Origin of the sequence: Variovorax sp. UMC13 (assembly GCF_014170375.1) — a bacterium.
Lineage (GTDB): Bacteria > Pseudomonadota > Gammaproteobacteria > Burkholderiales > Burkholderiaceae_C > Variovorax.
On sequence record NZ_LZZW01000030.1, the window covers coordinates 200,261 to 222,354 of the forward strand.

At 68.7% G+C, this 22,094-nt stretch carries 21 protein-coding genes; 7 read left to right on the top strand and 14 right to left on the bottom strand.

Annotated features, from left to right (window positions below):
- Window positions 1–9 precede the first annotated feature (9 nt).
- From A9977_RS24480 to A9977_RS24495, 4 genes are all read right to left on the bottom strand, one after another.
- On the bottom strand, window positions 10–1,194 hold the full coding sequence (locus A9977_RS24480; protein WP_183027449.1) for an acetyl-CoA C-acyltransferase: 1,185 nt from the start codon (window positions 1,192–1,194) through the stop codon (window positions 10–12).
- Window positions 1,195–1,352: 158 nt separating this feature from the next.
- Complete coding sequence (gene aceK, locus A9977_RS24485) at window positions 1,353–3,173, bottom strand: bifunctional isocitrate dehydrogenase kinase/phosphatase (protein WP_183027450.1); 1,821 nt, start codon at window positions 3,171–3,173, stop codon at window positions 1,353–1,355.
- Entirely contained in the window at window positions 3,154–3,942 is a 789-nt protein-coding gene (can, locus tag A9977_RS24490; RefSeq protein WP_183027451.1) for a carbonate dehydratase, read from the bottom strand. The genes aceK and can overlap by 20 nt, the downstream gene beginning before the upstream one ends.
- A 66-nt stretch (window positions 3,943–4,008) precedes the next feature.
- On the bottom strand, window positions 4,009–4,431 hold the full coding sequence (locus A9977_RS24495; protein ID WP_183027452.1) for a MerR family DNA-binding transcriptional regulator: 423 nt from the start codon (window positions 4,429–4,431) through the stop codon (window positions 4,009–4,011).
- A 120-nt stretch (window positions 4,432–4,551) separates the two neighbouring features.
- Between A9977_RS24495 and A9977_RS24500 the strand changes: the two genes are divergently transcribed.
- From A9977_RS24500 to A9977_RS24510, 3 genes are read left to right on the top strand one after another with little or no spacing between them, the layout of a single operon-like run.
- Window positions 4,552–5,625, top strand: a complete 1,074-nt coding sequence (locus tag A9977_RS24500) for an MBL fold metallo-hydrolase (protein WP_183027453.1) — start codon at window positions 4,552–4,554, stop codon at window positions 5,623–5,625.
- 33 nt (window positions 5,626–5,658) lie between these two features.
- A complete protein-coding gene (locus A9977_RS24505; protein WP_183027454.1) occupies window positions 5,659–6,987 on the top strand; it encodes a leucine-rich repeat-containing protein kinase family protein in 1,329 nt (442 codons plus the stop codon).
- 57 nt (window positions 6,988–7,044) lie between these two features.
- Window positions 7,045–7,815: an SDR family oxidoreductase gene (locus tag A9977_RS24510; protein WP_183027455.1), complete on the top strand. Its 771-nt coding sequence runs from the start codon at window positions 7,045–7,047 to the stop codon at window positions 7,813–7,815.
- Here the strand turns inward: A9977_RS24510 and A9977_RS24515 are convergent.
- The 4 genes from A9977_RS24515 to A9977_RS24530 form a co-directional block, all read right to left on the bottom strand.
- Window positions 7,812–8,381, bottom strand: coding sequence for a DUF4124 domain-containing protein (locus A9977_RS24515; RefSeq protein ID WP_183027456.1), 570 nt, complete (start codon window positions 8,379–8,381; stop codon window positions 7,812–7,814). The genes A9977_RS24510 and A9977_RS24515 overlap by 4 nt on opposite strands.
- A gap of 75 nt (window positions 8,382–8,456) precedes the next feature.
- Window positions 8,457–10,319, bottom strand: a complete 1,863-nt coding sequence (locus A9977_RS24520; RefSeq protein ID WP_259652126.1) for an IlvD/Edd family dehydratase — start codon at window positions 10,317–10,319, stop codon at window positions 8,457–8,459.
- 2 nt (window positions 10,320–10,321) lie between these two features.
- Window positions 10,322–11,338 carry a D-erythronate dehydrogenase gene (gene denD / locus A9977_RS24525; RefSeq protein WP_183027457.1) on the bottom strand — a complete coding sequence of 339 codons (1,017 nt, stop codon included), beginning with the start codon at window positions 11,336–11,338 and terminating at the stop codon, window positions 10,322–10,324.
- Between the two features lie 16 nt (window positions 11,339–11,354).
- Complete coding sequence (locus tag A9977_RS24530; RefSeq protein ID WP_310936187.1) at window positions 11,355–12,125, bottom strand: FadR/GntR family transcriptional regulator; 771 nt, start codon at window positions 12,123–12,125, stop codon at window positions 11,355–11,357.
- Window positions 12,126–12,295: 170 nt separating this feature from the next.
- Here A9977_RS24530 and A9977_RS24535 point away from each other — a divergent pair, with 170 nt between their 5' ends.
- The 4 genes from A9977_RS24535 to A9977_RS24550 all read left to right on the top strand — a co-directional run bounded on the left by A9977_RS24535 (window position 12,296) and on the right by A9977_RS24550 (window position 16,650).
- A complete protein-coding gene (locus A9977_RS24535; protein ID WP_183027458.1) occupies window positions 12,296–13,369 on the top strand; it encodes an ABC transporter ATP-binding protein in 1,074 nt (357 codons plus the stop codon).
- Window positions 13,370–13,427: 58 nt separating this feature from the next.
- Complete coding sequence (locus A9977_RS24540; protein WP_183027459.1) at window positions 13,428–14,756, top strand: ABC transporter substrate-binding protein; 1,329 nt, start codon at window positions 13,428–13,430, stop codon at window positions 14,754–14,756.
- A gap of 128 nt (window positions 14,757–14,884) precedes the next feature.
- The gene (locus tag A9977_RS24545; RefSeq protein WP_405054703.1) at window positions 14,885–15,775 is read left to right on the top strand and encodes a carbohydrate ABC transporter permease; all 891 of its coding nucleotides are present in this window, start codon (window positions 14,885–14,887) and stop codon (window positions 15,773–15,775) included.
- A complete protein-coding gene (locus tag A9977_RS24550) occupies window positions 15,772–16,650 on the top strand; it encodes a carbohydrate ABC transporter permease (protein WP_183027460.1) in 879 nt (292 codons plus the stop codon). Before A9977_RS24545 ends, A9977_RS24550 begins: the two co-directional genes overlap by 4 nt.
- Window positions 16,651–16,666: 16 nt before the next feature.
- Here the strand turns inward: A9977_RS24550 and A9977_RS24555 are convergent, their stop codons facing one another.
- From A9977_RS24555 to glyS, 6 genes are all read right to left on the bottom strand, one after another.
- Window positions 16,667–17,629: a M48 family metallopeptidase gene (locus tag A9977_RS24555; protein WP_259652127.1), complete on the bottom strand. Its 963-nt coding sequence runs from the start codon at window positions 17,627–17,629 to the stop codon at window positions 16,667–16,669.
- 110 nt (window positions 17,630–17,739) lie between these two features.
- Window positions 17,740–18,474 carry a 1-acyl-sn-glycerol-3-phosphate acyltransferase gene (locus A9977_RS24560; RefSeq protein WP_183027461.1) on the bottom strand — a complete coding sequence of 245 codons (735 nt, stop codon included), beginning with the start codon at window positions 18,472–18,474 and terminating at the stop codon, window positions 17,740–17,742.
- Entirely contained in the window at window positions 18,474–19,055 is a 582-nt protein-coding gene (gmhB, locus tag A9977_RS24565) for a D-glycero-beta-D-manno-heptose 1,7-bisphosphate 7-phosphatase (protein WP_183027462.1), read from the bottom strand. The genes A9977_RS24560 and gmhB overlap by 1 nt, the downstream gene beginning before the upstream one ends.
- Window positions 19,052–19,588 carry a DUF6036 family nucleotidyltransferase gene (locus tag A9977_RS24570; RefSeq protein ID WP_183027463.1) on the bottom strand — a complete coding sequence of 179 codons (537 nt, stop codon included), beginning with the start codon at window positions 19,586–19,588 and terminating at the stop codon, window positions 19,052–19,054. The genes gmhB and A9977_RS24570 overlap by 4 nt, the downstream gene beginning before the upstream one ends.
- A complete protein-coding gene (locus A9977_RS24575; RefSeq protein ID WP_183027464.1) occupies window positions 19,575–19,907 on the bottom strand; it encodes a hypothetical protein in 333 nt (110 codons plus the stop codon). Before A9977_RS24575 ends, A9977_RS24570 begins: the two co-directional genes overlap by 14 nt.
- A gap of 25 nt (window positions 19,908–19,932) precedes the next feature.
- A complete protein-coding gene (gene glyS / locus A9977_RS24580) occupies window positions 19,933–22,086 on the bottom strand; it encodes a glycine--tRNA ligase subunit beta (protein WP_183027552.1) in 2,154 nt (717 codons plus the stop codon).
- Window positions 22,087–22,094 lie beyond the last annotated feature (8 nt).

Genomic DNA, 22,094 nt, shown 5'->3' on the forward strand with positions numbered 1-22,094 from the left:
GGGATGCGCTCACAGGAGTTCCAGCGCCACGGCCGTGCCTTCGCCGCCGCCGATGCACAGCGTGGCCACGCCGCGCTTGAGGCCGCGCGACTGCAGCGCATGGATCAGCGTGACCATGATGCGCGCGCCGCTGGCGCCGATCGGATGGCCCAGCGCGCAGGCGCCGCCGTGCACGTTGACGATGTCGTGCGCCACGCCCAGTTCCTTCATCAGCGCCATCGGCACCACGGCGAAGGCCTCGTTGACTTCCCACAGGTCGACGTCCTTGACGCTCCAGCCGATCTTCTTGAACAGCTTGGCGACGGCGCCCACCGGCGCGGTCGAGAACCACTCGGGCTGCTGCGCGTGCGTGGCGTGGCCGACGATGCGGGCGATGGGCTTGGCGCCCAGCTTCTGCGCCTGCGAGGCGGTGGTCATGACCAGCGCGGCGGCCCCGTCGTTGATCGACGAGCTCGAGGCCGCGGTGATGGTGCCGCCGTCCTTCTTGAAGGCGGGCTTGAGCGTGGGGATCTTGTCGAGCTTGACCTTGCCCGGGCCTTCGTCGATGGAGATCACGGTCTCGCCGCCGCGGCCCTTGACCGTCACGGGCGTGATCTCGGTCTTGAACAGGCCGTCGGCCGTGGCCTGCTTGGCGCGCTCGACGCTGGCGGTCGCGAAGGCGTCCTGCTGCTCGCGCGTGAAGCTGTACTTGGCGGCGCAGTCTTCGCCGAAGGTGCCCATCGAGCGGCCCGGCTGGTAGGCGTCTTCCAGGCCGTCGAGCATCATGTGGTCGAAGATCCGGTCGTGGCCCATGCGGTAGCCGCCGCGGCCCTTGAGCATCAGGTAGGGCGCGTTGGTCATGCTCTCCATGCCGCCCGCCACCATGACGTCGTGCGTGCCGGCCAGCAGCATGTCGTGCGACAGCATCGCGGCCTTCATGGCCGAGCCGCACATCTTGCTGAGCGTGACCGCGCCCGCGGCGTCGGGCAGGCCGCCCTTGTAGGCCGCCTGGCGCGCCGGCGCCTGGCCCTGGCCCGCCATCAGGCAGTTGCCGAACAGCACCTCGCCGACCACGGCCGGGTCGATGCCCGCGCGCTCGACGGCCGCCTTGATCGCGGCGCCGCCCAGGTCATGGGCCGACAGGGAAGAGAAGTCGCCCTGGAACGCGCCCATGGGGGTGCGTGCGGCGCCGACGATGACGATGGATTCGGACATGAGGGTCTCCTTGGAGGTAGGGGAAAAAAGAATCGGGTTTCCGGACGCAGAGGACGCGAAGGTTTCGCAGAGGTCGCAAAAAGGATCCAGATCCTTGATGCTTTTCTTTTGCGTTCTCTGCGAAATCTCTGCGTCTTCTGCGTCCGGCGGTTGGGTGTTCAGAAATGTGTCGCACTCCCTTCATGCGCAAAGCGCTGCGCCGCGTCGTAGGGAAACACGTCGAGCATCTGGCCGGCGCGGATGCGCTGCTGGTGCTGCTGCCAGAAGTCGGCCTCGAGCAGGTCGGCATGGTGCGCCATGAAGGCCTCGCGCACCGCGTCGTTGCCCAGCAGGAAGGGGGCGAAGGTCTCGGGGAACACGTCTTTCGGGCCGACCGCGTACCAGACCTCGTCGCTCATTTCGTCTTCCTCGTTGCGCGCCTCGGGCACGCGGCGGAAGTTGCAGTCGGTCAGGTACTCGATCTCGTCGTAGTCGTAGAACACGACCTTGCCGTTGCGCGTGACGCCGAAGTTCTTCCACAGCATGTCGCCGGGGAAGATGTTCGCCGCCACCATGTCCTTGATCGCGTTGCCGTACTCGACCACCGCACGCACCAGCTGCTCCTTCGCGCGCTTCGCCTGGGCTTCGCTCTCGGGATGCGCGAGCAGGTCGAAGGTCTCCTGCAGGTAGAGGTTGAGCGGGATCATGCGGCGCTCGATGTAGACATGCCGCAGCACGATCTCCATCTCGCCGTTGCCGTCGCGGTCGCCGATCTCGAGCTGGCTGGGCGCGAAGCGGCGGATCTCCTCGATCAGCGCAGGCTCGAAGCGGTCGAAGGGAAAGCCCACGTCGCTGTACTCCAGCGTCTCGGCCATGCGGCCCACGCGGTCGTGCTGCTTGACCAGCTGGTACTTGGCCTTGACCTGCTCGCGCGTGGTTTCCTTGGGCGGCGGGAAGAAGTCCTTGATGAGCTTGAACACGTAGGGGAAGGACGGCAGGTCGAACACCAGCATCACCATGCCCTTGATGCCGGGCGCGATGCGGAAGCGGTCGCTGCTGAAGTTCAGGTGCGAGAGGAAGTCGCGGTAGAACAGCGTCTTGCCCTGCTTGGCCAGGCCCAGCGCGTTGTAGATCTCGGCGCGCGGCTTGCGCGGCATCAGCGAACGCAGGAACTGCACCCAGGCCGAGGGCACCTCCATGTCGACCATGAAGTAGGCGCGCGCGAAGCTGAACAGCATCTGCAGCTCGTCCTCGCCGAACAGCACCGCATCGACATGGAAGCGGCCCTGGTCGTCGTGCAGGATCGGCAGCGCGAAGGGCAGCTCGACGTAGCCGTTGATGACCTTACCCACCACGTAGGCGCCCTTGTTGCGGAAGAACAGGCCCGACAGCACCTGCAGCTGGAAGTTGGCGCGCAGCTTGACCTGGTGGAAGCGCCCGCGCACCGCGGCCGCGACGCGCTCGGCATCGCGCGCCCGGTCGGCGAAGCGGCCCTGCAGCGCGAAGTCCTCGAGCATGCGCTCGACGGTCTGGGCCAGCGTGTCGTGGGCCGGGTAGTAGGGGCGGTAGGTCGGCGCGCCGCGCGGCTCGATGTACTCGGTGCTGAGCGCCGGGCGCACGAAGATGAAGTCGTTCTGGAAGTAGGCGCGGTGCAGGATCTTGGTCGTCACCGAGTTGAAGAAGCTCTCGGCCAGCTCGGGCTGGTGGTGGTCGACCAGCAGGCCGATGTAGTGCAGCTTGACCTGGTGCCACACCGCCATCGGCTGCTCGCCGGCCTTGAACTCCTTCTCGAGCCGGGCCACGGCCTCGCCCACGCGCAGGTCGTAGAACGCGATGCGCTCGCGCTGGGCCCGCTGCTGGCCATGCCAGTCAGCGGTCTCGAAACGGTGCTTGGCACGCGCCGATTCCCCACGGAACAGGCGGTAGTGCCGGTTGAAGCCATCGAGCAGCGCCTTGGCGATGTCGTAGGCCAGCGGCGAATCAAGCCGTTGGGGGAACATGGTCGGGCGCGCCGTCCAGGTCCGTGCTCGTGGGGATCGGGGCCCGCGCCGGCTCCTCGGCCCGGGGACGCGGCACGATCTTCAGCGCCTCGCCGGGCTTGCTCCACTTGTAGCGGATGCGCTGCACCGCGGCCTTGTAGATCGCGTCCAGCGGCTTGGTGCCGTTGACGCTGAGCTCCAGGTCCTGCAGCAGGCCGTCGTGCACGCCGAAGCTCCAGCCGTGGATGCGCACCTTCTGGCCGCGGCTCCAGGCATCGACCATCACGGTGCTCACGGCCACGTTGACCACCTGCTCGGCCACGTTGAGTTCGCACAGCGCATCGGCGCGCACTTCCTCGGGCAGGCTCTCGAGCATCACGATGTGGCGGTCGCGCACGTCCTGGATGTGGCGGATCCAGTTGTCGGCCAGGCCGATGCGCGCGCCGCTGAGCGCGGCCTTGACGCCGGCGCAGCCGTAGTGGCCGACCACCATGATGTGCTCGACCTTCAGGTGCTCGACGGCGAACTGGATCGCCGACAGCGCGTTGAGGTCGGAATGCACCACGATGTTGGCCACGTTGCGGTGCACGAACACTTCGCCGGGCTCGAGGCCGGTGATCTGGTTGGCGGGTACGCGGCTGTCGGAGCAGCCGATCCACATGTACTTGGGCGTCTGCTGCTTCACCAGCCCGGTGAAGAATCCGGGGCGGTCGCGCTCCATCTGGGCGGACCAGGCGCGGTTGTGGGCAAACAGATCGTCGAGGGAGTCGTCGCGGTTGTTTTCAGGCATGGTCGTATTGTCGGTGACGGGTATCTTGGAAGGGTTGCGGGACATCGTTCGCGGGGCAGGCCAGGGTCATCGCAGGCGCGCCTTCGCGGGTTTGGCCGGCTTCTGTGCCCGGGCCAGCGTGTCACGCGCCTGCTGCTCCTGGTCGCGCACCTCGGCGAGGTTGGCCTGCAGCTCGGCCAGCTGCGCCTCGAGCTGGCCGCGGTGCACGCCCAGCACGTCGAGGAACTTCTGCAATTGCACCACCGTGTCGCGCGGGCTGTCGTAGATGTCGAGGATGTCCCTGGCCTCGTCCAGGCTCAGGCCCAGCCGCTTGGCGCGCAGCGTGAGCGCCAGCCGCGTGCGGTCGCGCGCGCTGTAGACCCGCTGCAACCCGCCCGCGCCCGAACGCTCGGGCGCCAGCAGGCCCTTGTCCTCGTAGAAACGGATCGCACGCGTGGTGAGATCGAATTCCTGGGCCAGCTCGCTGATGGAATAGGTCGATGAGGGCATGGACGCCTGTGGCGAAGAAGGAGCGGAAACACGGGACATCACGGTGGCGACAGCGCATCGGCGCCCCACTGCCTACAATGAAGGCCCACTACGTGACGTTTACGTCAACGTCAATCTTACATGAACCTCCTCGAACGCGAACTCCACTACCCCCTCGGCGACCGGCTGCCGGCGCCCGGCGACACCGTCGAGGTCGCGCCCGGCGTGCGCTGGATCCGCATGAGCCTGCCCTTCGCGCTCGACCACATCAACCTCTGGCTGATGCGCGACACGCTCGACGGCGTCGAGGGCTGGACCGTCGTGGACTGCTGCATCGCGCGCGACGAGGCCAAGGCGCAATGGGAACAGGTGTTCGCCACCCAGCTCGAGGGCCTGCCGATCCTGCGCGTGATCGTGACCCACATGCACCCCGATCACGTCGGGCTCGCGCAGTGGCTCTGCGAGCGCTGGCAGGTGGCGCTGTGGATGAGCGCCACCGACTACTACGTGGCGCGCAACCTCACCAGCCCCCATGGCATGGACAACGCGGCCGGCGGCGACGTGGCGGCCAGCTTCTTCGCCTCGCACGGCCTGGTCGACCCCGAGGCGGTGCAGAAGATCCGCTCGCGCGCCGACTACTACCGCAACATGGTGCCCGGCCTGCCGCCCAGCTACGTGCGGCTGATGGACGGCGGCACCGTCACCATCGGCGGCCAGGCCTGGCGCTGCATCAGCGGCTACGGCCATTCCTTCGAGCACATCGCGCTGTACTGCGAGGCGCTCAACCTGCTGATCGGCGGCGACATGATGCTGCCGCGCATCTCGACCAACGTGAGCGTGCAGGCCGACGAGCCCGAGGCGAACTCGCTGCGCCTGTTCCTCGACAGCATCGCGCGCTTCCGCGCGCTGCCGGCCGACGTGCTGGCGCTGCCCTCGCACGGCAAGCCCTTCACCGGCGTGCACCGGCGCGTCGAGCAGCTCGAGGAGCACCACCGCGACCGCCTGGCCGAACTGCTGGCCGGCTGCAGCGAACGCGCGCTGAGCGCGGCCGACGGCGTGCCGATCATGTTCAAGCGCGAGCTCGACCTGCACCAGCTGACCTTCGCCATGGGCGAGACCATCGCCCACCTGCACCTGCTGTGGCACGAAGGCCAGCTGCGCCGCACGCGGGACGCCGACGGCATCTACCGCTTCCGCCTGGCGTCGACCGCCTGATCCGCAGCGGCGCCGTGGCATGCTCGGCGCTGCATGAACGACACCCTCTCCCGCCTGCGCGGCGGCCAGTTCCGCGGCGCCACACGGCTCGCGCTGCGCGAAGGCCTCACCGAATTCCCGCGCGAGGTCTTCGCGCTGGCCGACACGTTGGAAATCCTCGACCTCTCGGGCAATGCGCTGGACGCGCTGCCCGAGGACCTGCACCGCCTGCACCGGCTGCGCGTGCTCTTCTGTTCGGACAACCGCTTCACCGTGCTGCCCGAAAGCCTGGGCCGCTGCGCGCAGTTGGAGATGGTCGGCTTCAAGGCCAACCGCATCGCCGAGGTGCCGGCTTCTTCCCTGCCGCCGCGGCTGCGCTGGCTGATCCTGAGCGACAACGCGATCGAAGAGCTGCCCGATGCGCTCGGCCAGCGCCACCGGCTGCAGAAGCTCATGCTGGCCGGCAACCGGCTGCGGGCCCTGCCGGCCACGCTGGCGGGCTGCGAGCGGCTCGAACTGCTGCGCATCGCGGCCAACCGCTTCGACACCCTGCCGCCCTGGCTGACGCGGATGCCACGCCTGGGCTGGCTGGCCTTCGGTGGCAACCCGCTCAACGCCGACCGCGAAGCCGCGGTGCTGGCCGCGCCGCCGCTGCCGGCCATCGGCTGGCGGGCACTCGAGGTGCATGAAGTGGTGGGCGAAGGCGCCTCGGGCCTGATCCATCGCGCGACCTGGACCGAGGCGCCGGGCGGTGCGCGCCAGGTCGCGCTCAAGCTGTTCAAGGGCGCCCTCACCAGCGACGGCGCGCCCCAGAGCGAACTGGCCGCGAGCCTGGCGGCCGGACCGCATCCCCACCGGATCGGCGCCGAGGGCCGGCTGAGCGGCCATCCCGACGGAACCGAAGGCCTGGTGATGCCCTGGGCCGACACGCGCTTCGCCGTGCTGGCCGGCCCGCCCAGCTTCGACAGCTGCACCCGCGACGTCTACGCCGAGGGCGCGCGCTTCGCGCCCGAGGCCGCGCTGCGGCTGGCGCGCGGCATCGCCAAGGCCGTGGCCGACCTGCATGCGCGCGGCCTGCTGCATGGCGACCTGTACGGCCACAACATCCTCTGGCGCGCCGACGGCGAGGCGCGGCTGGGCGATCTGGGGGCCGCTTCGTTTCTCTCCGACGACGCGGATGCGCTGCAAGGCCTCGAGGCCCGCGCCTTCGGCTGCCTGGCCGAGGAACTGCTGCACCACAGCGATCCGGCGGCCCCGCTGCTCGCACCCCTGGCCGCGGTGGCCGCGCGCTGCCTGCAGCCCGACGCGGCCACACGCCCGGCCTTCGACGAGATCGTGCGCGCCCTGGCTGGCACCTTGGCGACGGCGCCCGCCGCGCGCTGACACTAAGCTGCACCGCCGCCGCTCGACGGCGTGATCGACGTTTTCAGGAGACATCGCATGGACACCCGCCAACTCTTTTCCCTGCAAGGCCGCAGCGCGCTCATCACCGGCGGCTCGCGCGGCATCGGCCGCATGATCGCCGAGGGCTTCCTCGCCCAGGGCGCCCGCGTCTACATCTCGGCCCGCAAGGCCGCGGCCTGCGACCAGACCGCCAAGGAGCTGTCGGCCCTGGGCACCTGCATCTCGCTGCCGGGCGACGTGTCGACCGTGGAAGGCGCGCATGCGCTGGTCGCGGCCTACGCCAAGCACGAGGACTCGCTCGACATCCTGGTCAACAACGCCGGCGCGGCCTGGGGCGCGCCCTATGCGGAATTCCCGGAAAGCGGCTGGGACAAGGTGGTCGACCTCAACCTCAAGGCGCCCTTCTTCCTGACCCAGGCGCTCACACCCATGCTCAAGAAGGCCGCCACCGACCACCTGGCCAAGGTGATCCACATCGCCTCGATCGACGGGCTGTCGGTGAACCCGCAGGAAACCTATTCGTACGCCGCCAGCAAGGCCGGCCTGGTGCACCTCACGCGCCGGATGGCGCTGCACCTGGCGCCCGAGCGCATCGCGGTGAGCGCGATCGCCCCCGGCGCCTTCGCCTCGGACATGAACAAGGATGCGCGCGATCATGGCGACGAGGTCAAGGCCCGCATCCCGGCCGGCCGCATCGGCACGCCCGAGGACATGGCGGGCGCGGCCATCTACCTGGCTTCGCGCGCGGGCGACTACGTGATGGGCGCGACGCTGGTGGTCGACGGCGGCGTGATGTACACGCGCTAGTTGCAGACGACCGTCGTGCCCACGGGCCGGCAGGTCCGGCCGTCGGGCCGCGTGTAGCGGTCGAGCTTGCCGGTGTTGTCGTAGTGGTTGCCCTGGGTGTCGTTGCAGCCCGAGGGGCCGCAGTTGCGGATGCGCGGGCGCATGTCCTGTGGCCGCTGCGGCCGCGACGGGACCACGGCGGGTGGGTACCAGGCCTCGGCCGCGGCCCGTTCCCTTTCACGCTCCCGTTCGCGCTCGGCGGCGCGCGATTCGTCGCCGCGCCGGTCGAGCACGATCGGCCCGCCCGGCGGTGCCGCGGGCGGCGTGGCCGCCTCGACCGTCTCGCGCTGCAGCCGGCTCGCCCGCTCGACGCTGTCGAGCTGCTCCTGCCGGCGCGCGCCCTCGGGTTCGCTGCGGCGCTCGGTGGCCTCGATGCCCTGCACCGTCTCGGCGCGCCGCGTCTCGGCGGGGCAGGCGGCGTCGGTGTAGCTCACCCGGCCGGCCGCGTCGACACAGCGCATGACCTGCGCAGTGGCCGTGCCGGCGAGGCCGATCGACAGAAGACAGAGCGCGAGAAGACGTTTCATGGCGACCCCATGGAAAGGCGGGATGCGGCGCGGCCGCACCCCCCATTCTGACCACGGATCGCCCGTGCTGCGCGACTAGTGGTTGTCGCGCGGGATCCCGTAGGTCGCGTGGATCTTCTGGTACTTCACCGCCGGCTTGAGCACCATGCCCTCCGACAGCTCGCCGACCACGCCGCGCTGGATCTCCTGCCACGGCGTCTGGCTCGGCGGGAAGGCGTAGCCGCCGGCGGCATCGAGCTTGGCGCGGCGCTGGGCCAGTTCCTCGTCCGACACCAGCATGTTGGCGGTGCGCTTCTTCAGGTCGATGCGCACGCGGTCGCCGGTCTTGAGCAGCGCCAGCGCGCCGCCCGTGGCCGCCTCGGGCGAGGCGTTGAGGATCGAGGGCGAGCCCGAGGTGCCCGACTGGCGGCCGTCGCCGATGCAGGGCAGCGCGGTGATGCCCTTCTTGAGCAGGTAGCTGGGCGCGCGCATGTTCACCACCTCGGCCGCGCCGGGGTAACCCACCGGGCCCACGCCGCGCATGAACAGCACGCTGTGCTCATCGATCTTCATCTTGGGATCGTCGATGCGCGCGTGGTAGTCCTCGGGGCCGTCGAACACCACGGCCGTGCCTTCGAAAGCCATCGGGTCGGCCGGGTTCTCGAGGTAGCGCTGGTGGAACTCGGGGCCGATCACGCTGGTCTTCATGATCGCGGAATCGAACAGGTTGCCCTTGAAGTTGAGGAAGCCGGCGTTTTTCTTCATCGGCTTGGCATAGGGGAAGATCACCTTCCGGTCCTCGGTGAAGCGGCCCTTGCAGTTCTCGACCAGCGTCTTGCCGTTGACCGTGAGCGCGGGCTGGATCAGGTCCTTGCCGATCAGTTCGGCCACCACGGCCGGCACGCCGCCCGCGCGGTAGTAGTCCTCGCCCAGGTACTCGCCGGCCGGCTGCAGGTTGACCAGCAGCGGGATCTTGTAGCCGTGCTTCTCCCAGTCGGACGTGTGCAGCTCGACGCCGATGTGGCGCGCGATGGCGTTCAGGTGGATCGGCGCGTTGGTCGAGCCGCCGATGGCCGAGTTCACGACGATCGCGTTCTCGAAGGCCGCGCGGGTCATGATGTCCGAGGGCTTGAGGTTCTCGCGCACCATCTCGACGATGCGCCGGCCCGTCATGTAGGCCATCTCCTGGCGGTCGCGGTAGGGCGCGGGAATGGCCGCGCTGCCCGGCAGCGTCATGCCCAATGCCTCGGCCAGCGAGTTCATGGTCGAGGCCGTGCCCATGGTGTTGCAGTGGCCGGTCGACGGCGCCGACGACGCCACCAGCTTGAGAAAGCCCTTGTCGTCGATCTCGCCCGCGGCCAGCAGCTCGCGCGCCTTCCACACGATGGTGCCCGAGCCGGTGCGCTCGCCCTTGTACCAGCCGTTGAGCATCGGGCCCGAGTTGAGCGCGATGGCCGGGATGTCGACCGTGGCGGCCGCCATCAGCTGGGCCGGCGTGGTCTTGTCGCAGCCGGTGGTGAGCACCACGCCGTCGATCGGGTAGCCGTAGAGGATCTCGACCAGCGAGAGGTACTGCAGGTTGCGGTCCAGCGAGGCCGTGGGCCGCTTGCAGGTCTCCTGGATCGGGTGGATCGGGAACTCGAAGGCGATGCCACCCGCGTCGCGGATGCCTTCGCGCGTGCGCTCGGCCAGCACCAGGTGGTGGCGGTTGCAGGGCGCGATGTCGGAACCGGTCTGCGCGATGCCGATGATCGGGCGGCCCGACTGCAGCTCGTCCAGGCCCAGGCCGAAGTTCATGGTGCGCTCGATGTAGAGCGCGGTCATGTCGGTGTTGGCGGGGTTGTCGAACCAGGCCTGCGAACGCAGCTGCTGCGGTGCCGCCTTCTTCACTGCGGACTTCTTCTTCGTCGCTGCCGCGCTCTTCGACGCCGCTTTCACCGTGGGGTTCTTGTTGCTCATTTTCAGGACATGCCTTTCAGGGTTTCGGCTGCATTGGGCAGCGCTTTGCAATCTTCGATGTAGAGCCGGATGATGTCGGCGAAGTTGTCGTGCGGGTGCAGGCCCAGCCCCGCCGCCCGCACCGCGGTCGCGCCGCTGGGCCAGTTGGCCACGATGTTCGCCACCCGCTCGTCGCGTTCGAAGCGCACCAGCGCGCGCACCTTGGGGCCGGCCACTTCCTCCAGCGCGTCGAGCATGTCGGCCACGCGCACGTTGAGGCCCGGCAGGTTGAGCGCGGTGCGGCCCACGAAGGCCTCGCGCGTGGCTTCGTAGACCGCGATCAGGCCTTCGACGGTGCGGGTGGGCGAGGCCATCGGGTGCGAGACCTCGGGCGACACCGGGCAGATCGATTCCACGCCCGCCAGCGGCTCGCGGATGATGCCGCTGAAGAAGGACGAGGCCGCGCCGTTGGGCTTGCCCGGGCGCACGGTCACGGTCATGAGCCGCGCGGCGCGGCCGTCGATGTAGCCCTTGCGCGTGTAGTCGGCGATCAGGTGCTCGCAGATCAGCTTCTGCGTGCCGTAGGAGGTCTGCGGCGTGGGCAGCGTGTCGTCGGCCACCAGCTTGGGGAAGGGGATGGCCGGGTCGGGCCCGAACACCGCGACCGAACTGGAGAACACGAAGCGCGTGACCTTGCCGCCGGTGTTGAAGTTGGCGCGCAGCGCATCGAGCAGCGCGCGCGTGCTGTCGAGGTTGGAGCGCAGGCCCAGGTCGAAGTCGGCTTCGCACTCGCCCGACACCGCCGAGGCCAGGTGGAACACGCCGTCGAAGGCCTCGGTCTTGAGCGCCTCGGTCTGCGTGAGCAACGGGCCGGTGCGGGCCTCGACGCGTGCATCGGCCAGCAGGTCGCCCGGGGGTGGCGCGATGTCGGTCAGCACGATGCGGTCGATGCGCTCGCCCGCGAGCGTGCCGCGTGCGAGCAGGGTGCGCGCCAGGCGGGCGCCCAGAAAGCCGCCGCCGCCGGTGATCATCAGTTTCATGGTGTCTCCTTCATGTTCAGGGTTTGCTCGTTCGTGATTTCGGCGCCGCCTGGCGGCGGCCGGCGATCACGCCGCCCTCGACCAGCCGGCGTTCGCCGGAAAGAATGTGTTCGGTGGCGCAGCGTCGCGCGCGGTCCGGGTCGCGCGCGGCGATGGCCTCGACCATCGCGCGGTGCTCCAGCTGCACCGCCTGCATGAAGTCGGTGCGGCGCGCCTCGTTGCCGCGTGTGATGCGCATGCCTTCGCGCAGGTACTGCTCGAGAAAGCCCAGCAGCAGCCGGAACTGCGGGTTGCCGGTGGCCTCGCCGATCACGCGGTGGAAGGCCAGGTCCTCGGCCACGCCGTCCTGGCCGGCCGCGACCGCGGTGTCGATGGCCTTGAGCGCGCGCCGCAGCGCAGCGATCTGGCTGCGGGTGGCGCGCTCGGCCGCCAGCGCGGCGATCTCGCCCTCGAGCACGCGCCGCACCTCGACCACGTGCACCACGGCCTGGACCGAGCCCAGCACGGCCGGGTCGAAGGCCAGCGGCTGGTTGAGCGGCGCCTGCGCGACGAACACGCCCGAGCCCTGGCGCGACACCACCAGCGCGCGCGACTTGAGCTGGTGCACCGCTTCGCGCACCACGGTGCGCGACACGCCGTGCTCGGTCGCCAACTGCTGCTCGGTCGGCAGCCGTTCGCCCGGGCGCAAGGCACCCGATTCGATCTGCGAGCCCAAGCGCGACGCCAGGCGATCGGACAGGCGATCGGCCACGCGGCGGATGGGTTCGGGGGCGGAAAGGGCCTGCACGGCAGCGGATGTATGGAGCACAGTTATCAGGTGATCATACAAATCTACAGGGGTTTTCTCCTACCGGTTTGCCCTGATACCGGAGCAAGGGGGCAGTGTCGATACTGCGCTGGCTGCGATGCGGAGGTCTCCGTGTCGCGCCCTTCTTTGCGATCTTGAGGATTCCTTGCATGGCCAGTGTCACGATTCAGGCAGTCAGGAAGAGCTTCGGCGATGTGGCCATCCTGCATGGCGTCGACATCGATATCCCGGACGGCTCGTTCACGGTGCTGGTGGGGCCTTCGGGCTGCGGCAAGTCCACCTTGCTGCGCATGATCGCGGGCCTGGAGGAAATCCACGGCGGCGAGATCCGCATCGGCGAGCGGCGGGTGAACGACCTGCCGCCCAAGGAACGCGACATCGCGATGGTGTTCCAGAACTACGCGCTGTACCCGCACATGACGGTGCGCGACAACATGGCCTTCTCGCTGGCCCTGGCCAAGGCCGACAAGGGCACCATCGAGACCAAGGTTAAGCGCGCGGCCGAGATCCTGGCCCTGGTGCCGCTGCTCGACCGCTACCCGCGCCAGCTCTCGGGCGGCCAGCGCCAGCGCGTGGCCATGGGCCGCGCGATCGTGCGCGACCCGCAGGTCTTTTTGTTCGACGAACCGCTGTCCAACCTCGACGCCAAGCTGCGCGTCGCGATGCGCAGCGAGATCAAGGAGCTGCACCAGCGCCTGAAGACCACCTCGATCTACGTCACGCACGACCAGATCGAGGCGATGACCATGGGCGACAAGATCGTGGTCATGCGCGACGGCCGCATCGAGCAGACCGGCAGCCCGCTCGAGCTCTACGACCATCCGGCCAACCAATTCGTGGCCGGCTTCATCGGCTCGCCCTCGATGAACTTCCTGCCCGGCACGCTGCGCCGCGGCGCCGGCGCGGCCCATGTCGAACTCCACGACGGCACGCTGCTCCAGGCGCCGCTGCAGGCCGGCGGCGCCGACGGCCAGCCGGTGGTGTACGGCACCCGGCCCGAGCACCTGACGCTGGCCGCGAGCGGCGGCATCCCCTCGCGCGTGGTGGTGATGGAGCCCACCGGCATGGACACCTTCGTGGCCTGCCGCCACGAGGGCGCCGAGCTGTCGGCGGTGTTCCGCGAGCGCCACGACTTCGCCCCCGGCAGCACCATCCACCTGCAGCCCGACCTGGAGCGCGCGCACCTGTTCGATGCCGCGAGCGGCCAGCGCCTCGCGGCCTGAACACGCCCCTCCCCTTTCCAGCCCCCCGGTTCGCTTACCTACAACGAAGGAGACATCCATGAGTGATTTCAATCGCCGCAAGTTTCTCGAGGGTTCGGCCGGCGTCGCCGCCGCCGCGACCATCGGCACGGGCACGGCGCTGTTCGCCCCGTTCGCGCAGGCCCAGACGCTGAGCTTCAAGCCGGAGAAGGGGGCCAAGCTGCGCGTGCTGCGCTGGAGCCGCTTCGTGCAGGGCGACATCGACGCCTACATGGCCAACGTCAAGAAGTTCACCGAGACCACGGGTGTCGAGGTGCGCGTGGACAACGAGGGCTGGGAAGACGTGCGCCCCAAGGCCGCGGTGGCGGCCAACACCGGCGCGGGCCCGGACATCATCCTGTCGACCAACGACGACGCCAACCTCTACCCCGACAAGCTGCTCGACGTGACCGACCTGGCCGAGTACCTGGGCAAGAAGTACGGCGGCTGGTACCCGGCGGGCGAGACCTTCATGCGCCCCGACGGCAAGCGCTGGCTGGGCCTGCCGCTGGGCGCCTCGGGCTCGCTGATCGTCTACCGCGAAAGCATGGTCAAGGCGGCCGGCTTCGACACCTTCCCCAAGAACACCGACGACTTCCTCAAGCTCTACAAGGCGTTGAAGGAAAAGGGCACGCCGGGCGGCATGGCGCTGGGCAACGCGACCGGCGACAGCACCTGGTGCAACTGGCTGATCTGGTCGCACGGCGGCAAGCTGGTCGACAAGACCAACAAGGTGGTGATCGACAGCCCCGAGACCATCAAGGCGCTGGAGTACGGCAAGGAGCTCTACGCGAACTTCATTCCCGGCACGCTGTCGTGGCTGGACCCGAACAACAACAAGGCCTTCCTCGACGGCCAGATCAGCGTCACCAACAACGGCATCTCGGTCTACTACGCGGCCAAGAACTCGCCCGACCCCAAGCTCAAGGAGATGGCGGCCGACATCAACCACGCGGTGTTCCCGATCGGGCCGGTGGGCGTGCCCACCGAATCGCATCTGTTCTTCAACCAGATGATCATGAAGTACACCAAGTTTCCGCAGGCGGCCAAGGAGTTCCTGCGCTTCATGATGGAGAAGGAACAGTTCGACCCCTGGCTGCAGGGCGGCGGCGGCTACGTGGCGCAGCCCCTGCGCTATTACGAGAACAGCGCGATCTGGACCTCGGACCCCAAGAACCTGCCCTACCGCGACTCGGTGAAGAACCTGCGCCCGGCCGGCTACGACGGCAAGCTGGGCTACGCCTCGGCCGGCGCCGCGGCCGACTTCATCATCCCGAACATGGTGGCCGAAGCCGCGAGCGGATCGAAGACGCCGAAGGAAGCCGCCGAGCGCGCGCAAAAACGCGCCGAGCGCTACTACAAGCTCTAAAGAGCTCCCCTCGCCCCCGGCAGTGCCTGGGGCCTCGCGGGCCGGCAACGCCGGTTCCGCGCATTTCTTGAAAAGAGCCGGCTCACGCGGCTCTGTCCATTGAGGGTCTCATGACGCTGATCCAGAGAATGCAGAACAGTCGCAATGCGCTCGGCTTCATGTTCATGTTGCCGGCCGCCTTGCTGTTGCTGGTCTTCCTCACCTATCCGCTCGGGCTGGGCACCTACCTGGGCTTCACCGATGCCAAGGTCGGGCGGCCGGGCCAGTGGATCGGGCTGGAGAACTACGAGTACCTGTGGGGCGACGCGGTCACGCGGCTGGCGCTGTTCAACACGCTGTTCTACACCTTCGTGGCGAGCGTGTTCAAGTTCCTGCTGGGCCTGTGGCTGGCGATCCTGCTGAACAAGAACATCCGCTTCAAGACCTTCTTCCGCGCGGTGATCCTGCTGCCCTACATCGTGCCGACCGCGCTGTCGGCGATCGCCTTCTGGTGGATCTACGACTCGCAGTTCTCGATCATCAGCTGGGCGCTGGTGAAGATGGGACTGATCGACACCTACATCGACTTCCTCGGCTCGGAGTGGAACGCGCGCATCGCGGTGATCATCGCCAACGTGTGGCGCGGCGTGCCCTTCGTGGCGATCACGCTCTTGGCCGGGTTGCAGACCATCTCGCCCTCGTACTACGAGGCCTCGGCCATCGACGGCGCGACGCCCTGGCAGCAGTTCCGCCATGTGACGATGCCGCTGCTCACGCCCATCATCGCGGTGGTCATGACCTTCTCGGTGCTGTTCACCTTCACCGACTTCCAGCTGATCTACGTGATCACCCGCGGCGGCCCGCTCAACGCGACGCACCTGATGGCCACGCTGTCCTTCCAGCGCGCGATCTCGGGCGGCGCCCTGGGCGAAGGCGCGGCCATCGCGATCGCGATGGTGCCCTTCCTGCTGGCCTGCGTGATGTTCAGTTTCTTCGGCCTGCAACGGCGCGCATGGCAACAAGGGGGCACCGACAAATGAGCAGCAACACCGCCCAGTCCGACACCGTCGGCATGAGCTTCCTGGACTCGACCCGCCGCAAGGCGGTGCTGGTCTACCTGCCGCTGTTCGCCTTCCTGGTGGTGCTGCTGTTCCCCTTCTACTGGATGGCCATCACCTCGGTGAAGCCCGATGCGGAGCTGCTGTCGCGCGAGGGCAATCCCTTCTGGGTGATCCAGCCCACGCTGTCGCACTTCTACAAGCTGCTGTTCGAGACCTCGTACCCGCAGTGGCTCTGGAACACGGTGCTGGTGTCGGTGGTGTCGACCTTCGTCTCGCTGGCGGTGTCGGTGTTCGCGGCCTATGCGATCGAGCGGCTGCGCTTCAAGGGCTCCAAGCAGGTGGGCCTGTCGATCTTCCTGGCCTACATGGTGCCGCCCTCGATCCTGTTCATCCCGCTGGCCAACGTGGTGTTCAACCTCGGGCTGTTCGACTCGCGCTGGGCGCTGATCCTGACCTACCCGACCTTCCTGATCCCCTTCTGCACCTGGCTGCTGATGGGCTACTTCCGCTCGATCCCGGCCGAGCTCGAGGAATGCGCGCTGATCGACGGCGCCAACCGCTGGCAGATCCTGGTCAAGATCGTGCTGCCGCTGGCCGTGCCGGGCCTGATCTCGGCGGGCATCTTCGCCTTCACGCTGTCGTGGAACGAGTTCATCTATGCGTTGACCTTCATCTCCTCTTCCGAGATGAAGACCCTGCCCGTGGGCGTGGTGACCGAGCTGGTGCAGGGCGACGTCTACCAGTGGGGCCCGCTGATGGCGGGCGCGCTGCTGGGCTCGCTGCCCGTGGCCTTCATCTACTCCTTCTTCGTCGAGTACTACGTCTCGGGGATGACCGGCTCGGTGAAGGAATGACGGCGCCGCGCGCCCGTCAGTTCCACTTCGGTATGGGCTGGTCTTTCAACTGCTGGCGCAGCGCGCCATAGTCCGGCACCACGCTCTCGACCGTTTCCCAGAAGCGGTGCGAATGGTCCATCACGCGCAGGTGGGCCAGCTCGTGCGCCACCACATAGTCGATCACCGGCAGGCCGAAATGGATCAGCCGCCAGTTGAGGCGGATCGAGCCGTCGATGCTGGCGCTGCCCCAGCGCGTGGCCGCATTCGACAGCGTGAGCTTCTGCCAGCGCACGCCCAGCCGCGGCGCGAAATGGTCCAACCGCTCGATGAAGAGCTTGCGCGCCTGCCGCATGAGCCAGGCCTGCGCGGCGTCGCGGATCTGCGAAGGCTCGGCGTTCTGCGCCACGGCCAGCCGCAGCGCGCGCGGCACGCCGGTGCCCTCGGCCGCCTCGTCGAGCGCGCCGCCGACGCCGATGAAGGCATGCTTGGGATCGAGCCGGATCGCGACCGTCTCCCCCAGGAAGGGAAAGACCGCGCCGTCCTGCCATTCGATGCGCGTGGCCTCGACGCGCGCATGGCGCTGCTGCGTTTCGACCAGCTTGCGCAGGATCCAGTCGGCTTTTTCCTGCACCGCGGCATCGACGTCGCGCAGCGCGACCCAGCGTGGCGCGCGCACCGACAGCCCTTCGGCGCCGACCACGAAGCCGATGGTCTTGCGCTTGCCGCGCTGGAACGCGTAGCCCACGCGGGCCGAGCCCAGCACCGCTTCGCGCGTGGCCTGCGGATGCATGAAGCGGGCGAGCGCCAGCGTGTCGCGCAGCGGGATCGCGGGCAGCGAAGGGCCGGCGTCGAGGACTTCTTCGGGTGGCGGCGTCACGACCGGTGGCGCGGGCGGCGCGGCCTTGCGCACCCGCTTCTTCGGAGGCGGCTCGGGCCGCGCGAACTCGCTGCCCAACCCCTCGAACAGGTCCATCGTGAACTGCAGCAGTCCCGACATTTATCTCATCCAGAAACACCGCGGAACCGGCTTTGCCGGGCCGCTGGTGTTGCCCCCTGGAAGGGGGTTGGCGTAGCGACACGAAGTGCGCGAAGACTGGGGGTGAGCCATCATGCGTAGGCCTCGGGGTCGAGCCTGCGCATCTCGGCTTCGATCCAGGCCTCGACCTCGCGCATCAGCTCGTCGGGTTTGCGGCCCACGCTGGGGATCGCGGGGCCGATCGACACGTCGACCACGCCCGGGCGCTTGATGAAGGCCTTGCGCGGCCAGACCTTGGCCGAGGTCACGGCGATCGGGATCACGGGCGCGCCGGTCTCGACCGCGAGCCGCGTGCCCCCGCTCTTGTAGGTGCCCTTCTGGCCGCGCGGGATGCGCGTGCCCTCGGGGAACATGATGATCCAGATGCCCTGCGCGAGCAGGTCCTTGCCCTGGGCCACGACCTTGTTGAAAGCCTTGGCCTTCTGGCTGCGGTCGATGTGGATCATGTCCAGCCGCGCCATGGCCCAGCCGAAGAAGGGCACGTAGATCAGTTCCTTCTTGAACACGTAGGCCAGCGGATGCGGCATCAGCGTGGGCATGAGGAAGGTCTCGAGCGTGGACTGGTGCTTGACCAGCAGCACCGCGCCCGCGCGCTTTTCCTGCGGCAGGTTCTCCATGCCGCTCACGCGGGTGCGGATGCCCAGGATCAGGCGCGCGCCGCCGATGGCCCAGCCGAGCCAGCGCTCGGCCATCCAGTAGAGCGGCTCGCCGCGGCGCCACAGCGACGCGACGCACATGATGATGCCCCAGGGGATCACCGTGACCAGCATCCACAGCATGTGGACCACCGAACGAATCAAGGCCATCAGACAGCCACCTGCAATGTGGCCTGCTGCGCTTCGCGCGCGAGCAGGAATTCAACGAAAGCGCCCAGGTCCTCGTGGACGCGCGTGTCGGGCGGGTACTCGGGCGGCAGCGGGTCGACGTTGCGGCAGGCCGCGCCCATGCCGGTGAGCAGCAGGTGCGGCTCGCAGCCCGCAGCGGCACCGGCCTGCAGGTCGCGCAGGCTGTCGCCGGCGGTCGGCACGCCCGCGAGGTCGATGCCGTAGCGCTCCCCGATCTGGCGGAACAGGCCGGGCTGCGGCTTGCGGCAGCCGCAGTCCTCGTCGGGGCTGTGCGGGCAGTAGAAGACCGCGTCCACGCGCCCGCCCACCGCGGCCAGCATCTTGTGCATCTTGGCGTGCATGGCGTTGAGCGAGGCCACGTCGAACAGGCCGCGGCCCAGGCCCGACTGGTTCGAGGCGATCACCACATGCCAACCCGCATGGTTGAGCCGGGCGATGGCTTCCAGTGCGTTCGGCAGCGGCGTCCACTCGACCTCGCTCTTGACGAAGTCGTCGCGGTGCACGTTGATGCTGCCGTTGCGGTCGAGGATGACGAGTTTCATGGGGTGTCCGTCCGGGCTTCGAGGGCGCGCCGATCGATCCACGCAAGGATCTTGGCCACCAGGTGCTGCGCCGCGTCCAGCATGTCGGCCCGAGCCTTGAGCAAGGCCGCACTGACAAGCGAATGCCGGATCAGTTCGCGCACGAAGGTCGCGTCCTTTTCTCTGGCAGCGACGCATTTGGACAATGCGAGATCGTGGAGATCGGCGCAGATGACCGTCAGCTCGCCGACGTAGTGCAAGGTCGCACGCTGCATCCAGTCGGGCGGCATGACGGCGGTCTCCGGCCCGACACCGTCGGCGGGATAGCGGAAGGTGGTGTCGAAACTGGACAACGCGCCGATGGCACCATCGATGAGGTCCGATTTCTCCGGGCTCAGCGCAGGATAGAGATCGAGTTCGCGTGAAACGAGCAAGGCGTCGGGCGCATTCGGCAACAGGAAAAGAAGCGCCTGACTGCCCACCACGACGAAGGACTGCTCCTGGGCGATGGCGGCAGCCGCACGCAGGACGTGCTCGACTTCACTGCGCTGCATCGCCGCTCCTGCGGGCGGCCTGCAACAGCTGGCTGCGTTCGGTCGCGCTGATCAGAACGCCCACCGGCGATACGTTGCGCAGCGCGGCCGCATGGTCGTCGACGCCGCAGGCGCCGCTCTCGATGGCGTCGATGCCGGCATCGAGCAGGGTCTGCCACTCGTCCCAGTACGGATCCGAGCGCGTCGCACCTGCGCGCACGCGCCACTGCGACAGCGTGTGCGCCAGTTCCGCGATCCGCGACGGATCGGCACGCAGCCGCGCGACTGCGAGGCGATGCGCCTGCAGCAGGAACGAGTCGATCTGCTGTTGCCGGTTCATGGATCGAATTATCGAGCGCGGTGCCTCAGGCCGCCAGCCGTTCCAGCTGCGCCACGCGGTTCATCGCCGCATGCAGCAGCATCAGCAGGCCCAGGCGGTTCAGCCGCAGGTCGACCTGCTCGGCGTTCACCATCACGCCGTCGAAGAAAGCGTCGACCGGCGCGCGCAGCGCGGCCAGGGTCTGCAGCGAGGCGGTGTAGTCGCCGGCGGCGAACTGCGCGTCGGCCGCGGGCACGGTCTGCTGCATCGCGTCGTAGAGCGCCTTCTCGGCCGGCTCCTGCAGCAGCAGTTCGCTCACGTGGGCATCGGCCTCTGGCGACTTCTTGAGGATGTTGCCGATGCGCTTGTTGGCCGCGGCCAGCGCCGGGGCTTCGGGCAGCACCGCGAAGGCGCGCACGGCCGCCAGCAGCGCGGGCACTTCGGCCAGGCGCTGCGGGCGCGAGGCCAGCACCGCATCGACTTCCTGCGCGCTGGCGCCCTGCTCGCGCAGGCTGCCGGCGAGGCGGTCGAAGATGAAGGATTCGAGCGCATCGGTGGGGTCGGTCAGCGCGGCGCCGCCGGCCAGCGGGGCGCTGAAGGCGGCGAAGGCCTGGGCCAGCACCGCGCGCAGCTGCAGCGGCAGCTTGCCTTCGATCAGCATGCGCAGCACGCCCAGCGCATGGCGGCGCAGCGCGAAGGGGTCGCGGTCGCCGGTGGGCAGGTTGCCGATGCCGAACATGCCGACCAGGGTCTCGAGCTTGTCGGCCATCGCGACCACGGTGCCGACGGTGTCGCGCGGAAGCGTGTCGCCGGCGAAGCGCGGCTTGTAGTGGTCCTCGATGGCGTCGGCCACCGCGGCGTCGAGGCCGTCGTGCAGCGCGTAGTAGCGGCCCATGGTGCCTTGCAGCTCGGGGAATTCGCCCACCATGTCGGTCACCAGGTCGGCCTTGGCCAGCTGCGCGGCCTGCACGGCCTTGGCGGCCAAGCCGGTGTCGCCGGTCGATTCGGCAAGCTGCGTGGCGATGGCCTGCGCGATGCGCATCACGCGCTCCACGCGTTCGCCCTGCGTGCCCAGCTTGTTGTGATAGACCACCTTGGCCAGCGATTCGACGCGCGAGGCCAGCGATTTCTTGCGGTCCTGGTCGAAGAAGAACTTGGCGTCGGCCAGGCGCGGGCGCACCACGCGCTCGTTGCCGCCGATCACGGCGCTGGCGTCGTCGGGCGAGATGTTGCTCACCACCAGGAACTGGTGGGTCAGCTTGTCGGCCGCGTCGAGCAGCGGGAAGTACTTCTGGTTGGCCTTCATCGTGAGGATCAGGCATTCCTGCGGCACGTCGAGGAACTCGCGCTCGAATTCGCAGACCAGCACGTTGGGCCGTTCGACCAGCGCCGTGACCTCGTCCAGCAGCGCGTCGTCGTGGATGGGCTTGACGCCACCGCCGACCTTGGCAGCCGCCGCGGCCAGCTGGCGCACGATCTCGGCGCGGCGGGCGTCGAAGGACGCAATCACCGCGCCCTCGTCGGCCAGCTGCGGCGCATAGCTGTCGGCATCGCGCAGCACCACCGGGTCGACCCGGGCTTCGAAGCGGTGGCCGTGCGTGTCGCGGCCGGCCTGGAGGCCCAGCGCCTCGATCGCCACCACCTCGGTGCCGTGCAGCGCGACCAGGCCGTGCGCGGGGCGCACGAAGCTCACGCTGCTCCAGCCCGGCAGCTCGCAGCCGCTCTCGAGCTGGTAGCTCATGACCTTGGGGATCGGCAGCTTGGCGATGGCTTCGGCCAGCGCCTTCTGCAGGCCGTCAGCCAGCGTGGCGCCCTTGGCGGTGCTTTCGTAGAACAGGGCCTCGGCCTTGCCGTCGGGCGCACGCTTGAGCGCGGGCACGGCGGCGGCGTCGGCGCCCAGCGCGCCCAGGCGCTTGAGCAGGGCCGGCGTGGCGTTGCCCGACGCATCGAGGCCGACGCTCACCGGCATCAGCTTCTGTGAGACGGCCTTGTCGGCGGCCTGCGCCAGCACGCCCGTGAGGTGCGCGGCGAGCCGGCGCGGGGACGCGAAGGCCGTGAGCACGCTCTCGGCCGAGGCCAGCCCCTGGGCGACCAGCTGGTCACGCAGCACGCCGGCGAAGGCATCGCCCAGTTTCTTCAGTGCCTTGGGCGGGAGTTCTTCAACGAACAGTTCGACCAGCAGGTTCTTGGTGGGAGTCATCGTCATCG